Origin of the sequence: Rhodococcus opacus B4 (assembly GCF_000010805.1) — a bacterium.
Classification (GTDB): domain Bacteria; phylum Actinomycetota; class Actinomycetes; order Mycobacteriales; family Mycobacteriaceae; genus Rhodococcus_F; species Rhodococcus_F opacus_C.
Window position 1 is genome coordinate 7,785,154 of the sequence record NC_012522.1, and the last position, 15,242, is coordinate 7,800,395.

Genomic DNA, 15,242 nt, shown 5'->3' on the forward strand with positions numbered 1-15,242 from the left:
CCCGAGGCGACGCCCCTCGTTCTGTGCGGCGCGGGTCGGTGTCTGCGTCGATTCGAGGAAATGGAGCCCATTCATGTTCGATAGAAGTTCTCGTCGCCGTCGATACCCGGTGGCGGTTGCTGTGCTGGCCGCCGGCGTCGTGGTCTCGTGTGGGACCGCGACAGGCGAGCACGGGGCACAAGGCGAGGTGGATCGCACGGCGACTCTGCGAGTGGCCGGAAACGTCGTCCCGAACAATCTCGATCCCCACCAGTCGGGCAACTATCAGATCGACTTCCCGTTTCTGTCTCCCGTGTACGACCGGCTGACCCAAGCTGTCAGTGGTCCGACGATCGCACCGATGGTCGCCGAATCGTGGACGTTCGCCGACGACGGAAGGTCGGTCGATTTCACGCTTCGGAACGACGTGACGTTCCACGACGGGACGCCGGTGGACGCCCAGGCTGTCGTCGCGAGCCTTGCCCGCGCGCGTGATCCGCAGAAGTCGAAGGTGGCGGGCAGATTCGACATGGTGACCGGTGTGGACGCCGTCGACGGGAACAGGGTGCGGATCTCGACCAGTCGCCCGGCGCTCGATCTCCCCGCCGTGCTGTCGACGACCGAGGCGGCGATCGTGAATGTGAAGGCTCTCGATGCGGGACTCGACATCGGCCGCACGGACGCCGGTTCGGGACCGTACCGCTTCGATCAGGTGCGCCCCGGTGATCGTGTGACGTACGTGCGTTACGACGGCTACTGGGATCCGGACGCGCAGAAGCCCCAGCGGCTCGAGCTGATCGGAATGGCTGACGACAATTCACGGCTCAATGCGTTCCGTTCCGGACAGGTCGACGCCATCAAGGTCGATCCGGACCAGTACGACGAGATCCGAGCTGTCACCGGAGGTTCGGGGTTCGAGGTACACGAGTATCCGACCGTCCAGTCGTACGCCGTCCAACTCGACATCGGCACGCCCGGACTCGAGAACGCAAAGGTCCGGCAGGCGTTGAACTATGCCATCGACCGCGAGGGTATCAATTCGGCGCTGCTGAACGGAAAGTGTGCACCACTCTCGCAACCGCTTCCCGAAGGCGTGGACGGCCACGACGACAGCAGGACCGCCCTCTATACGCACGATCCGGTCAAGGCGAAGGCTCTGCTGAAGGAGGCGGGGGCGCCGGACAACCTGTCCCTGCGCGTGATCTATGTCGCGGGCGCGTCGCCGCAACAGGAAATGGCGACTTCGGTTCAGGCACAACTTCGTGACATCGGCGTCGACGCCCAGTTGTTGCCCATTCCGGCTGTCGATGCACAGTCGACTTTCCGTCAGGGCGACTATGAGCTCCTGAATTCGCGGTTGGCGTATCCGATTCCCGGCCAGTCACTGTTGCTGAACTACATGGCCGACTACCGCTTCCCGAGCCCGCCGTCGGCCCAGTTCTCCGAGACGGTGCTGCAATCGCTGGACCCGCGGCTCGATGACGGCGAGAGAACCGAGCTGTTGCGCCGCGCCTCCGGCATCGCGGCCGACGATGCATACGACGTCTTCATCTGTGGGGTACCGACGATCGTCGCGTACTCGTCCTCGACGGTCGGCATGGACACGCTGGGGCAGGCGGACTTCACGAGCATCTTCGACGTGCGCTATGCCGGAAAGACCACCAAGTGACCCGAACCTTCCGTCAGAAGTAGGTTGTGAGAGCCGAATTTTGAGGATTCCTGGTCGGTACGAGTCGCCGATTCGGTGCTGGATACCCAGGAGATCCCGCTAGAGATTGACGGTGGTGACTCACGTCACTACGATGACACAGTGTCAGATGGATCACTGGCAAGACGGATGACGAGACGCTCAGGAGCCGTCATCCCCTTCAGATAGGGAGTCGCTGTGCCGCTTCAGGACCATATGCATTTGATCTCGGTGGACGACCATTTGATCGAGCCGCCCACCGTGTGGACCGATCGGTTGCCCAAGAAGTTCCACGAGCAGGGCCCGCGGATCGTCGAGATGGACATGAGCCAGAGTCACGGCGACGAGGGGTTGTCGGCGCTGCTGCTCGATGCCGCCCGGCAGGGAGACGCCGCCCCGAGGGCGAAGAAGCTCGCCGAGGTCTGGTCGTATGAGGGTCGGATTTATCCGAACATCGGCCTGAACGCGGTGGCGGGCAAGAAGCCGCAGGAGTACGGAATGGATCCCACCCGGTATTCCGACATGCTGCCGGGGTGTTACGACCCGAAGGCGCGGGTCGCCGATATGGACATCGACGGCGTCCAGGCTGCGTTGTGCTTCCCGTCCTTCCCACGTTTCGCCGGCACCGTGTTCCTGGAAGGAAAGGACCGGGAGTTGGCTCTGCTCTCGGTGAAGGCGTGGAACGACTTTCACCTCGATGAGTGGGCAGCGTCCAATCCCGATCGATTCATTCCACTCATCATTCTGCCGCTGTGGGATCCGCAGGAAGCGGCCAAGGAGATCTACCGCTGCGCGGCGAAGGGTGCGAAGGCGATCACGTTCCCCGAGAACACCGTCGGGCTCGGGTTGCCGTCGTTCTACACCGATTTCTGGGATCCGGTCTTCCGCGCGGCGGAGGAGACGAAGATGCCGCTGTGCATGCATTTCGGCTCCTCGGGTAAGGCGCCGATCACCTCTCCGGAGGCGCCGATGGCGGTGATGATCGCGCTCTTCGGTACCAACTCGATGGACGCGACCGCGGATCTGTTGTTCTCGCCGGTGTTCTACAAGTTCCCGAATCTGAAGGTTGCGCTGTCCGAGGGTGGTATCGGGTGGATGCCGTACCTGCTCGAGCGGATCGACCTGACGTGGGAGAAGCACCGCTGGTATCAGAACGTGAACAAGGAAGTGCGTCCGTCGGATCTGTTCCGCGAGCATATGTACGGTTGCTTCATCGACGACTTCGAGGGTGTCGCCCGGCGCCACCAGATCGGCATCGACAACATCACCTGGGAGTGCGACTACCCGCACTCGGATTCGAACTGGCCCAACAGCCGGCAGTACACCACCAAACTGCTCCAGGATGTTCCCGACGACGAAGCGCACAAGATCGTCGAACTGAACGCCCGGAAGTTGTACAACTTCCCCAGGGTAGACGCGACAGCCTGACACCTCGATGGCACCGAGCTCCCCCGCTTCATCGCGGGGGAGCTCAGCTGTTCGCCGCCATCGGCGTCCGCTCCTGGTATCGGCCGGAAAAAGACTGCAGTGCAATCATTCTGAAAGCGGAGACCGCGGGGGCGAGTGTGCCCGGCCGGTACACAAGGCCGATCTTCGTGACGCTGACGGGAATGATGGTCTTCATCCGCGCTCCGTTCGGAAGCCGGGACACACCCTGGGTGCCGAGACAGGCACCGACACCGGCGCGCACCATCTCCAGGGTCGACTCGTAGTCCTCGTTCTCGACCGCGACCGTCATTCGGGCATCGTGCGCAGCGAACACGCGATCGAGCGCGAGACGCGCCTGATTGCCCACCGGCGGCACTATCAGCGGAAGTTCGGCGGCCTGGGGCCAGGTGATGTCGGAGGCGTCCGGGTGGGGATCGTGGCGGCGCGGGACGATGGCAGCGAGCGACTCCACGTCGAGTACGTCGGCAGAGAGCTCCGGGGGCGTGCGGTCCACTCGCGCGAAGGCGATGTCGCAGTCACCCGATGCGATGAGTGCGTGAACCTCCGATTCCGTTCTCGACGCACCTACCGTGACCTTCATCTGCGGGAACTGGCGGCGGAACTCCGACACCGCGTCTGCGATCGAGGCAGTGAAGGAGCGGGTGCTCACCACTCGCACCGTTCCCTCTGTCATGCCGCGCAATGACGACACGGTTGCGTCGATGTCGTCCAGCGCCGAGAGGACCCGCCGCGCGGGCTCCAGGATCGAGTGACCGGCGGGTGTGAATGTCACACCACGGGAGGATCGGTGGAAGAGCTGCATCCTGAGTTCGGATTCGAGCTTCGCGACGGCATGCGAGAGCGACGGCTGGGTGAGATGCACGGCTGCGGCCGCCTTGGTGAACGAACCGTGTTCCGCTACCGCGACGAGACATCGGAGTTGCTGAATTTCCATCAGCAGTCCGCGGTGTGGGGTGAGGGGGCCATTTCTATCACCGTCTTGCCGAGGGACCGCCCCGCAGCGACTGTGTTCAGTGCTGCGCTCACCTGGTCGAGGGGATACCGGGCGCCGATGACGGGCCGGATCCGGCCCGACGCCCACAAGTCCGTGAACTCCGCGCGGTCTCGTTCTGCACGACCGGGGGCGCGGGAGGCGAACGTACGGATCTCGAGGCCGCGAATGTCGACGCCCTTGAGGAGCACAAGGTTCAGCGGGATCTGGGGGATGTGTCCGCTGGCGTACCCCAGGGTGACGAACCTCCCGCCCCAGCGCATCTCCCGCAGTGCCTGTTCGGACAGCGTCCCGCCCACCGGGTCGATGACGATGTCGACCGAGCCCGAGCCGATCGCCTCTCGGATTCCGGTCCTCAGATCGGTTGCGGAGTAGTCGACCGTGAATTCCGCGCCCCGGCTGCGAGCGGCCTCGAGTTTGTCTGCCGACGATGCGGTAGCGACGGCCCGGCCCCCGAGGATGGTGGCGAGTTCCACGGCGGCGAGCCCGACCCCACCGCCGGCTCCCAGAACGAGAACCTTTTCGCCCGAGGCGATCTCGGCTGTCGACCGCAGCGCGTGATACGCGGTCAGGTGGCATACCCAGGTAGCGGCGGCCTCGTCGAAACCGACGGTGTCCGGGATCGGCACAGCAGCGGTGGCCGGTGCGACCACGTACTCGGCGAAGGCTCCCGGGGCGAGGACCGCCACCCGGTCGCCGGGAACCGGAGCGGTGACGCCCGGCCCCACGGCGTGCACCACGCCGGCCGCCTCGTGCCCGGGGACGAAGGGGAGTGGAACCTGAACCTGGTACTTACCCGCGATCATCAGGGTGTCGGGAAAATTCACGGCCGCCGAGCGCACCGCTACGAGGATTTCTCCCGGTCCCGGTGCCGGAACTGCGACGGAATCGATGACTATCGCGTCGGGATCTCCCATCCTGTGGATGCGGGCTGCTGACATCACGGTGGGAGTTTCGGTGGGAGCCATAGGTGTCCTCTCGCGGATTCGTGCGCCCCCAGTAGGGAGTATGCCGGAGTTGCCTACAGAGTAATTGCATTCTGCTAAATGAGTCATTATGTTCCAAGTATGGCAGATCACAGTGACAGTACGTCGGTCGCGGACCGGACCGACGACAAGCCGTCCCTCGCGCTCGATGTCGAAGCGCTCGGCAAATGGATGGACGGCCAAGGGATTCCCGGAGCCGGCGAACCGGTGCAGGCACGGAGTCTGGCCGGCGGATCGCAGAACGAGCTCTTCGAGATCCTTCGTGGGGGCGAGAAGATGGCGCTTCGACGTCCACCCGGCTATGGAGTCGAAGGCAGAGCCAAAGTCCTCATGCGTGAGGCGCAGCTTCTCAGGGCCCTTGCGGACACCGACGTACCGCACGCCAGGCTGCGCGGCGCGACCGATGACGTGTCTGTCATCGGGTCGCCCTTCTACCTGATGGATCTGGTGGACGGCTGGAGCCCCATGGGAGGCGGCTGGGCGGCGCCGTTCGACACCGACCTACAGGCCCGATCGGGCCTCGCGATCCAACTCGTCGACGGCGCCGCGAAGATGGCGCGCGTCGACTGGAAGGCGCAGGGCCTCGATGGCTTCGGGAAGCCGGACGGCTTCCTCGATCGGCAGGTGGATCGCTGGCTGTCGCACCTGGCCGGGTTCAAGTTCCGCGACATTCCCGGGTTGGACGAGACCGCTGCATGGCTCCGCAACCACCAGCCCCGGACCTTCGAGCCCGGAATCATGCACGGTGACTACCAGTTCGCGAACGTCATGTACCGGCACGGTGCGCCGGCCGAGCTCGCGGCGATCATCGACTGGGAAATGGCGACAATCGGCGACCCTTTGCTCGATCTCGGTTGGGTGCTGGTCGGGTGGCCGCCCGAGGGGGATGCGATGCAGCATGCCCGCTATCTGAACTACGACGGGATGCCGTCCCGCGAAGACATGCTCGAGCACTATGCAACGGTCAGTGGACGCGACGTCACCGACGTGGACTACTACGTCATTCTCGCCCGGTTCAAGCTGGCCATCGTGTTGGAGGCGAGTGTCGCCCGGCACGCGAAGGGGGAGGCGGACGACCGCGTCGCCCGCTTCGGTCCGATCGTGCTCGAGCTGATGCAGTTCGCCGCAAACCTGTCGAAGACGACGTCGCTCCGCTAGCGCAACGACGTCGCACCGAAGAATCGAGGAATGGGAATGTCCTGGGATTTCGAAACCGATCCTGAATTTCAGAAGAAGCTTGACTGGACCGCGCGGTTCGTGCGCGACGAGGTCGAGCCGCTCGATCTGGTGTGGCCGCACGATAACTACAAGCCACTCGACGACGAGCACCGTCGAGTCGTGGATCCGCTCAAGCGGAAGGCTCGCGACCAGCAGCTGTGGGCATGCCATCTCGAACCCGCTCTCGGCGGGCAGGGGTACGGACAGCTGAAACTCGCGCTGCTCAACGAAATCCTCGGCCGCTCCGCCTGGGCTCCGGTCATCTTCGGGACCCAGGCTCCCGACACCGGGAACGCCGAGATCATCGCCCACTTCGGCACCGAGCAGCAGAAGGCGACCTACCTCCGGCCGTTGCTCGACGGGGAGATCTTCTCCTGCTATTCGATGACCGAACCGCAGGGCGGCGCCGACGTCTCCGGGTTCGAGACGACAGCCGTCCGCGACGGTGACGACTGGATCATCAACGGGTGGAAGTTCTTCTCCTCCAACGCCCGCTACGCGACGTTCTGCATCGTCATGGCGTACACCGACAAGGATGCCGGCCCACACAAGGGCATGTCGATGTTCTTCGTTCCCACCGACTCTCCGGGTCTGACGATCGAGCGCAACCTGGCACTGATCCACGAGCCGGTGGACGAGGGCTCGGAAGCCTACATTCACTACGACAACGTCCGTGTTCCCCACACCGCGTTGCTCGGTGACGAGGGACGAGCTTTCGAGGTGGCGCAGGTCCGTCTCGGCGGTGGTCGCGTTCATCACGCCATGCGCACGGTCGGACTCGCGCAGCGTGCACTGGACATGATGTGCGAGCGGGCACTGAGCCGCACCACCCGCGGGAAAGCGCTGTCCGAGCGCGAGACCGTGCAGAATTACATCGCCGAATCGTATGCGCAACTCGAACAGTTCCGGCTGTTCGTTCTGCGCACCGCCTGGCTGATCGACAAGACCAAGGATTACTCGCTGTGCCGCAAGGACATCAGCGCCATCAAGTTCCTCACGCCCAAGGTCCTGCACGACATCGTGCAGCGCTCGATCCAGGTACACGGGGCCCTCGGTGTCACCCAGGACACTCCGTTGGCCAAGATGTGGGTCACGGCGCCGGTGATGGGCCTCGTGGACGGTCCGACCGAGGTTCACCTGCGTCAGGTGGCGAGGGCGGTGCTCGCGGACCACCGGTCCACCGACGGGCTCTGGCCGACCGACCACATCCCGTCGAAGCTCGCGGCGGCGAAAGGCAGGCTCGGCATCGCCTGACCACCGGGGGAGCGTGGAGTCGCATGTCCACGCTCCCGTCTCGGGTGCTGGTAGTCGATTGAATTCACCTGCGGGACTGTTGCACCCGATTCTTCGGGTACTTTGACAGATGTGAGCTGGAGCACTAGCTTTCTGATCGGCGTGAAAGTTCCGCCATTCAGTTGATCCCCGGGACCGTTCTCGTCGGATCTCGTCATCTGATCGGAGAAGTTGATGGCTTCGTCTCGTGTGATCAAGATCGGGGCACTCGCAGTCGCCACCCTCGTCGTAGGCGCATGCGGCGGATCCGGTGGTACTGCGGGCCAGAGCGATTCACTGACGGTGGCGTGGTTCATTCCACCGTCGTCGATGGATCCGCACATGAACCCGAGCGCCGCCGGCGCGCATCCGTACATCGATCTCCTGTACGACCGGCTGACCGCGATCGAACCGGTCGACGGGATACCGACGGTCGTGCCGAGCGTGGCGGAGTCCTGGGACTACTCTTCCGACGGCCGGACGCTGACGTTCTCTCTCCGACGCGACGTGAAATTCCACGACGGTACGCCACTCGATGCGAAGGCGGTCGTCGCAAGTATGGACCGGGCTCTGCACCGGCCGCAGTCTTCTGCTCAGGACAAGTTCACGATGGTCGAGGGCGTCAGTGCACCAGACGATTACACAGTGCGGTTCACCCTCGACGAGCCGTCGACCGATCTGCCGTTCATTCTGGCGACGACTCTGGGTTCGATCGTCGATCCGAAGGCGGTCGGTGACGACCTCAGTGCGCATCCCGCGGGATCGGGCCCGTACGAGCTGACGGCTCTGACGGTCGGGGACAAGGCAACGTTCACGAGGGTGGATGACTACTGGAACCCGAACACCTACGTGATTCCCAAGGTCGAGATCCGTGGGATCGTGGATGACAACGCGCGCATGAATGCCCTTCGCAGTGGTCAGATCGATGCCGCGCTCTCGCGTATGAGCCAGTACCGGGATGCGACGGCGATGGCCGATTCGGGCGACTTCACGTTGTCCACCTCGGGCAGGACATCTTGGTACACCATCTATCTCAACTCCGATCGCGGACCGCTGCGCGATCCCCGCGTCCGTCAGGCGCTCAACTATGCGATCGACCGGGACGCGTTGAACGATTCTCTGATGAACGGACAGTGCGCTCCGACGTCGCAGCCGCTCCAGGAGGGAGTCGACGGCCATGTGTCCGAGGACGGATTCGGGTATCGCCACGACCCGGACAAGGCCCGTGCCCTGCTGGCCGAGGCCGGTTACGCAGACGGCCTGGAGATCAAGGCGTTGACGACCGGCGCGCACGCTCAACTGTCCGTCGGTATCCAGGCTCAGCTGCAGGCCGTCGGTGTGAAGATGGACTTCGAGAACTCCGATTTCGGTGAAGCGCTTCCGAGATGGGAATCGGGCGAGGTCGATGCCTGGCAGTACAGCATGGCGGGAAACCCCGAACCGGGCTTCACCCTTCGCGACCGCTACCTGGATCGGAGCCAGCAGGGCCGGCTCCCCGACGGGTTCGCGTAGACGATCCGGTCAGCGCTGGCACACGAGCCTGGCGACGCAACCCGAACCGCACTGCTGGAGCAGGCGTCCCGGGTTGCGTCCGAACAAGCGCTGGAGGTGTTCATCTGCGCTCCGGCGACTCAGTACCTGCACACGCCGGGAGTCGTGGGATTCGACGAGATGACCCCGCCGTTCGTCGGTGGCCCGTTCGAACTCCGGCACGTCCATTTCGCGGAGTGATGTAACGGTCGGCGGCGGCGGGGCGGTGTCAGAAGTCCGTGCCGCCGTCGATGTTCACCAAGGCACCGGTCATATAGCCGGCTCGCGGTGACAGGAGGAACGCAACGAGTTCGCCGACCTCGTCGGGCTGTCCGGGCCTTCCCAGCGCCGCCATCGAGGCCCCACTCCTCCACCATCACCCGTTCCAGCGCTTCCGTACGGGTAGCCCCGTTCCTGCGCCACGTGGGTACGGATCGCCCGAAACGCGTCCGTCTCGATAGCCCCCGGGCAGATTCAGTTCGCGCGAATACCCTTGCTGCCATACGTCTTCGCGATACCCTTGGTGAATACGGCGACTGAACCTTTCAGCGATGCGTACGGCAGTCGCACGAGTTCGGGAGCGCGCACCGAGTATGCCGCCGTCGTCACGATCGTGCCTCGCGTCGAGGTGAGATGGGGGAGCGCGGCCTCGACCGTCCGCGTCGTGCCCAACACGACGTCGCGGAGTGCCCCGATCCACATCTCGTCGGGTGATTCGATCGGCTCCTTCCCGCGGATGCCGGTGGTCACCGCCACCCCGTCCAGACGTCCGAGCAGTTCGACGGCCTCTGCCACCGCCTGGTCGGCCTGGCCGGCGACGCCGACGTCGACGTCGAACGACAGTCCGTACGCATGTGCGGCGCCGGCTTCGCGAATCTCGGCGGCTGCGTGTTCGGCGCGTGCGGCGTCGCGTCCCACCACGACGATCGAGGCGCCGTCTCCGGCGAGTGCGCGGGCCGACGCGAGCCCCATCCCTGCAGTTCCACCGACGACGAGATAACCCTTGCCGCGAACGAGAAGATCCATGTGTTCCATGCTTCCTTGACGAACCAACCTTGCTGTAGATGACATTATCGTCAGAATGTGTTGGCCACAGGGGTCACCGTACTCTCGGGTGGTGGATCGGTTCGGGATCCGCGCGGGGTGTAGGAGAGGTTCTGCCTCAAAGTGGGTGTCGGGTGGCTCTGCTGTCCACATCGTTCGAGGTGTGTCGGAATCGGCGAGTCTGGCCTGGTGAATCTCCGAAAAAGTCATTGACATGTGAACGGCGTCACAATAATGTTCGGTGTGTCAGATGCTGACCTGATTTCCGTCGCACCCGCGCGCAACCAGACGCTGTCGGGGCACGCATCTTCACGCGAAACGTCAATCGAGGAGAGTCGTGAACCGAGTTGAAGGCAAGATCGCTTTTGTGACCGGAGCCGCGCGCGGACAGGGACGAAGCCATGCTCTGAACCTTGCCCAGGAAGGCGCCGACATCATCGCCTTCGATCTGTGTGAGGACATCGAGACGAACGAGTACCCGCTGTCGACCGAGGAGGATCTCGCGCAGACGGTCAAGTTGGTGGAAGCCGAAGGTCGGCGCGTCGTGTCGGCGAAGGTGGACGTGCGTGATCGTGTCGGACTGGAGAAGGCTCTGGCCTCAGCCGTTGCAGAACTGGGCGGCCTCGACATCGTCGTCGCGAACGCCGGAATCTGTCCGCTCGGCAAAGACATCCCGATGCAGGGTTTCGTCGACTCGTTCGACGTCGACTTCCTCGGCGTCGTGAATTCGATCCACGGTGCCCTGCCACACCTGAGCGACGGCGGCTCGATCATCGCCACCGGTTCGCTCGCCGCCCTCATGCCTGCCGGTCTGACCAGCCCCGGAGGAACCGGGTACGGACTGGCCAAACGGATGATCCCGCAGTACGTACGCACCGTGGCACATCTGCTGGCAGCCAGGGGCATCCGGGCCAACACGATTCATCCTTCCAATTGCAACACCGATATGTTGCAGAGCCCGCCGATGTACAAGATGTTCCGCGACGACCTCGACAATCCCACTCTCGACGACGTCAAGGACGGTTTCGCGAGCATGCACCCCATCCCGACACCGTGGGTGGAACCTGCCGACATCTCGAGCCTCGTGGTCTACCTCGCGTCGGACGAGTCCCGCTTCGTCACGGGCCAGGAGGTGCGGGTGGATGCCGGCGCCGGACTGGCTCTCGGACTCTGATCACCACGCTCGACTTCGCCATCGGCAACCGTGCTGCGACGGTGTCGCGGCCCCACACGAAAGAAGTACGTCAATGGGATCTTCAGTCAACGCCCCGGTGAGCGCGCCGACGTTGTCGCTCGCCGAACCGCGGATGCTGATCGGCGGTGAGTTGGTCGACGCCCTGTCCGGCCGAGTGTTCGAGAACATAGATCCTGCAACGGAAGACGTCCTGGGCGTCACCGCAGATGGATCGACGGAGGACGCCGATCGCGCCGTGAGCGCCGCGCGCCGCGCATTCGACACGACCGACTGGTCGACGAACTCGTCCCTGCGAAGCCGGGTGCTGCGGCAGCTCGCCGACGCGATGGACGAGCGCCGAGCAGATCTCGGTGAGGTCGTCACGGCCGAGGCGGGCGCTCCCATGGCCCTCCACGACATGATGCAGGTCGGTCCCGGCATCGAATCGCTGCGGTGGATGGCGGATCTCGCCGACACCTACGAATACGAGAAGCAGTTCCCCACCCGCGTTGCGCTGGGCACCTCGACGGCGCCGCTGGTCCGGAAGGAAGCGGCGGGAGTGGTCGCGGCGATCACCGCCTGGAACTATCCGTTTTTCCTGAACATGGTCAAGCTGTCCGCCGCACTTGCAGCCGGGTGCACTGTGGTGCTCAAACCCGCACCCGACACCCCGTGGTCCGCGACGATGATCGGAAAGCTCGCCGCCGAGTACACCGACATGCCCGCCGGAGTGCTCAACGTCGTTACGTCGTCCGACAACGCCGTCGGTGAGGCGCTCACCACGGATCCGCGGGTCGACGTCGTCACGTTCACCGGGTCGACGGCTACGGGGCGCAAGATCCTTGCCGCCGGCGCACCGACGGTGAAGCGCACCCTTCTCGAGCTCGGCGGCAAGTCCGCTGCAATCGTTCTCGAAGATGCAGACATGCAGGCAGCCATCGGTCAGGTCGCCGGTTCGGTCTGCTCGCACGCCGGTCAGGGCTGCGCACTGACCACGCGTCTGCTGCTTCCGCGTTCTCGCTACGACGAAGGGCTGCAGGTCGCCCAGGCGGTCATGTCCGCGATGGTGCCCGGGGATCCGAAAGACCCGTCGACATTCATCGGCCCGGTGATAAATGCGGTTCAGCTCGAACGTGTTCTCGGGTACATCGAACTCGGCAGGATCGAGGGGCGGATCGTCTTCGGAGGGGGCCGGGCGGAGAACCACGATCGCGGCTTCTTCGTGAATCCGACGCTCATTGCGGATGTCGCCCCCGACGCGCGGATCGCCCAGGAGGAAATCTTCGGTCCGGTACTCGTCGTCATTCCCTACGAGACCGAGGACGAGGCGATCGATATCGCGAACAACTCGTTGTACGGCCTGTCCGGCTCGGTGTTCGGCGGCGATGTGGCCCGTGCGACAGACGTGGCCAGGAGAGTCCGGACCGGCACGATTTCCGTGAACGGTGCAGCGTTCCTCGCCGACGACGTCCCGTTCGGTGGGTATCGCCACAGCGGCCTGGGACGGGAGCACGGCGTCGAAGGCTTCGAGGAGTTCCTCGAGAGCAAGACCATCGGCGTACCGGCGACAGCGTGACAGGGGGCCCATCGATGGCGGAACCGTCGACGGTCCGAGAACCTGTGTGCACACCCGACTGGTGGGCGGACCGCGACCCGTCGCGCCCGGCGGTGGTCGTGCCCGGCGGCGAGACGCTGACCTACGGCGAACTCGCTGCGAAATCGCGCTGGCTGGAACGGGACTGGATCTCGAAGGGAATCTCACCCGGGGATCGCGTGGCCGTCGTCATGGAGAACCGCACCGACTATGTCGTCGTCGCGATCGCGGCGCTGCGTTGCGGCGTCCGGTTGGTCGCGGTGAACGTTCACCTGACGCGGGCAGAGGCCGTTCACGTCATCTGCGACTCGGACGCCCGGCTGATCGTCGCCAGCGAGCGGTTTGCTGATCTGGTGGCCGAGGCGGCGGGTGCGTCGCCCGCAGTGGAGGCGGTTCAGGTCGTTGGCGACGTCCGGGACGGGTACGAGGGTCTGTACGACGGCGTGGAATCCGACCCTGCCCCTGCAACACGACCCAGTGCTGATAAGGCGGTGCGCCAGGGCGCCTTCATGTTCTACTCCTCGGGGACCACCGGAAAGCCCAAGGGAATTCTGCGGGAGATGCCCGACGTGTCGTTCGAGCAGGGCGATCCGCTGACTGCCAACTTCCCCCTGACGTGGGGGTTCTACCAGGACTCGGTGTGGTTGAACTCGGCTCCGCTCTATCATGCGTATCCGTTGCAGACCTGCACGTCCGTGGTCAGGTGGGGCGGAACGCTGGTTCTGACCGAGAAGTTCGATGCCGAGGAGAGTCTTCGGATCGTCGAGGAATTTGGCGTCACGCACACCAGCATGGTGCCCACCATGTTCGTTCGCTTCCTGCGCTTGCCCGAGGATGTTCGGCGGCGCTACGACGTCTCGTCGATCCGGTTGGCGATTCATGCCGGCGCCGCCTGTCCGGTGCCTGTGAAGCGCGCGATGATGGAGTGGTGGGGGCCGGTGCTCTACGAGTTCTACGGCGGCAGCGAGAACATCGGCATGGTCCTGATCACGCCGGACGAGTGGCTCGCGCATCCCGGTTCCGTGGGTCGGCCGGCACCCGGCACCATATCGGTGCTCGGTGAAGACCACGCGCCGGTGGCCCCGTACGAGCGGGGAACCATCTGGTTCGACCATGCCCCCGATTTCAGCTACCACCATTCACCGGAGAAGACCGCGGGTGTCTTCGACGCGGACGGGCGCGCGACGCTCGGCGATCTGGGTTACCTGGACGAGGGCGGCTACCTGTACCTCGACGGCAGACGTACGGATCTCATTATTTCCGGGGGAGTCAACATCTACCCCGCCGAGATCGAGTCTCGGCTGGTCGAGCATCCCGCGGTGTTCGATGTCGCGGTGATCGGTGTTCCGGACGAGGAATACGGCCAGCGGGTCGAAGCCTTCGTGCAACTCGACAGCGGCGTTGCGGGCGACGCGGAGTTGGAGCGTGAGCTCCTCGAATTCTGCCGGAAGGAACTTGCGTCCTTCAAGTGCCCGAGATCGGTGACCTTCGAGGAGTCGCTGCCGCGGACTCCGGCCGGAAAGCTACTCAAACGCGTTTTGATGGAACGGGTCTGGACATGACAGCAGTGAACGACGCGGTGGTACTGATCCACGGCGGGCAGCACACGAGAGAGTGCTGGGACCCCACCGTCACGGCGCTGAGAGAGCTTCGGCCGGATGTGACGGTACTCGCCGTGGACCTACCGGGCCGGGGGTCGAAGCCTGCCGCCCTGTCCGAGGTCGGTATCGCCGAGTGTGTTCGCTCGGTGGTGGCTGACATCGATGCGGCCGGATTGTCCGCGGTGGTGCTGATTGCGCATTCGATGGGCGGCGTCACGATGCCCGGAGTGGCCGCGGCGTTGGGGAAGGAGCGTGTCCGCCGGATGGTCTTCGTGGCCGCTGCGGCGCCGCCTAACGGAATGTCGATTCTCGACGACCTCATGGGTGAACTTCAGGAAGACGTCCGGGAGCGCGTCGACGCTCCGGCAGAGTCGCCTCCCTTTCCCCGTGAGACGGTGGAATCGCTGTTCTGCAACGGGATGACCGAAGCGCAGACGGACTTCGTCGTGCGGTGCATGTGCCCGGAGAGCAACCTCCTCGCCACGCAGAAAGTCGATCGCAGCGACATGCCGCCGTCGATTCCGCGGACCTGGGTGCTCACACTGCAGGATCAGGCGGTGTCGCCGGACCAGCAGCGGCAGCACGTCGACAATCTCGGGGGAGTCGACGAGATCGTCGAGATCGACACCTGTCACGACGTGATGGTGAGTGAACCGGAGATTCTCGCGAAGATCCTGATCGATCGCCTCGTCTGATTCGAGTGATGCGCAGAAGCAC

At 64.5% G+C, this 15,242-nt stretch carries 11 protein-coding genes and 1 pseudogene; 9 read left to right on the plus strand and 3 right to left on the minus strand.

Annotated features, from left to right (window positions below):
• The first annotated feature begins 73 nt into the window (after positions 1 to 73).
• Together ROP_RS35420 and ROP_RS35425 are read left to right on the plus strand one after the other, a co-directional pair.
• Entirely contained in the window at positions 74 to 1,648 is a 1,575-nt protein-coding gene (locus ROP_RS35420; RefSeq protein ID WP_015890795.1) for an ABC transporter substrate-binding protein, read from the plus strand.
• Positions 1,649 to 1,864: 216 nt separating this feature from the next.
• The gene (locus ROP_RS35425; protein WP_043826038.1) at positions 1,865 to 3,094 is read left to right on the plus strand and encodes an amidohydrolase family protein; all 1,230 of its coding nucleotides are present in this window, start codon (positions 1,865 to 1,867) and stop codon (positions 3,092 to 3,094) included.
• A gap of 43 nt (positions 3,095 to 3,137) precedes the next feature.
• Here the strand turns inward: ROP_RS35425 and ROP_RS35430 are convergent, their stop codons facing one another.
• Together ROP_RS35430 and ROP_RS35435 are read right to left on the minus strand one after the other, a co-directional pair.
• The gene (locus ROP_RS35430; protein WP_015890797.1) at positions 3,138 to 4,049 is read right to left on the minus strand and encodes a LysR family transcriptional regulator; all 912 of its coding nucleotides are present in this window, start codon (positions 4,047 to 4,049) and stop codon (positions 3,138 to 3,140) included.
• Entirely contained in the window at positions 4,049 to 5,047 is a 999-nt protein-coding gene (locus ROP_RS35435) for an NADPH:quinone oxidoreductase family protein (protein WP_043826963.1), read from the minus strand. The genes ROP_RS35430 and ROP_RS35435 overlap by 1 nt, the downstream gene beginning before the upstream one ends.
• 126 nt (positions 5,048 to 5,173) lie before the next feature.
• Between ROP_RS35435 and ROP_RS35440 the strand changes: the two genes are divergently transcribed.
• The 3 genes from ROP_RS35440 to ROP_RS35450 all read left to right on the plus strand — a co-directional run bounded on the left by ROP_RS35440 (position 5,174) and on the right by ROP_RS35450 (position 9,094).
• Positions 5,174 to 6,250, plus strand: a complete 1,077-nt coding sequence (locus tag ROP_RS35440; RefSeq protein WP_015890799.1) for a phosphotransferase family protein — start codon at positions 5,174 to 5,176, stop codon at positions 6,248 to 6,250.
• Positions 6,251 to 6,286: 36 nt separating this feature from the next.
• The gene (locus ROP_RS35445) at positions 6,287 to 7,564 is read left to right on the plus strand and encodes an acyl-CoA dehydrogenase family protein (protein WP_015890800.1); all 1,278 of its coding nucleotides are present in this window, start codon (positions 6,287 to 6,289) and stop codon (positions 7,562 to 7,564) included.
• Between the two features lie 213 nt (positions 7,565 to 7,777).
• Complete coding sequence (locus tag ROP_RS35450) at positions 7,778 to 9,094, plus strand: ABC transporter substrate-binding protein (RefSeq protein ID WP_015890801.1); 1,317 nt, start codon at positions 7,778 to 7,780, stop codon at positions 9,092 to 9,094.
• Positions 9,095 to 9,341: 247 nt separating this feature from the next.
• On the opposite strand, the pseudogene ROP_RS35455 reads toward ROP_RS35450, so the two are convergent.
• Positions 9,342 to 10,138, minus strand: a pseudogene (locus ROP_RS35455) (SDR family NAD(P)-dependent oxidoreductase).
• Between the two features lie 355 nt (positions 10,139 to 10,493).
• Here ROP_RS35455 and ROP_RS35460 point away from each other — a divergent pair.
• From ROP_RS35460 to ROP_RS35475, 4 genes are all read left to right on the plus strand, one after another.
• On the plus strand, positions 10,494 to 11,330 hold the full coding sequence (locus ROP_RS35460) for a mycofactocin-coupled SDR family oxidoreductase (protein ID WP_015890803.1): 837 nt from the start codon (positions 10,494 to 10,496) through the stop codon (positions 11,328 to 11,330).
• Positions 11,331 to 11,403: 73 nt separating this feature from the next.
• On the plus strand, positions 11,404 to 12,906 hold the full coding sequence (locus ROP_RS35465) for an aldehyde dehydrogenase family protein (protein ID WP_043826042.1): 1,503 nt from the start codon (positions 11,404 to 11,406) through the stop codon (positions 12,904 to 12,906).
• 14 nt (positions 12,907 to 12,920) lie between these two features.
• Positions 12,921 to 14,486, plus strand: a complete 1,566-nt coding sequence (locus ROP_RS35470) for an AMP-binding protein (RefSeq protein WP_015890805.1) — start codon at positions 12,921 to 12,923, stop codon at positions 14,484 to 14,486.
• Positions 14,483 to 15,220: an alpha/beta fold hydrolase gene (locus ROP_RS35475; RefSeq protein WP_015890806.1), complete on the plus strand. Its 738-nt coding sequence runs from the start codon at positions 14,483 to 14,485 to the stop codon at positions 15,218 to 15,220. The genes ROP_RS35470 and ROP_RS35475 overlap by 4 nt, the downstream gene beginning before the upstream one ends.
• Positions 15,221 to 15,242: the final 22 nt, after the last annotated feature.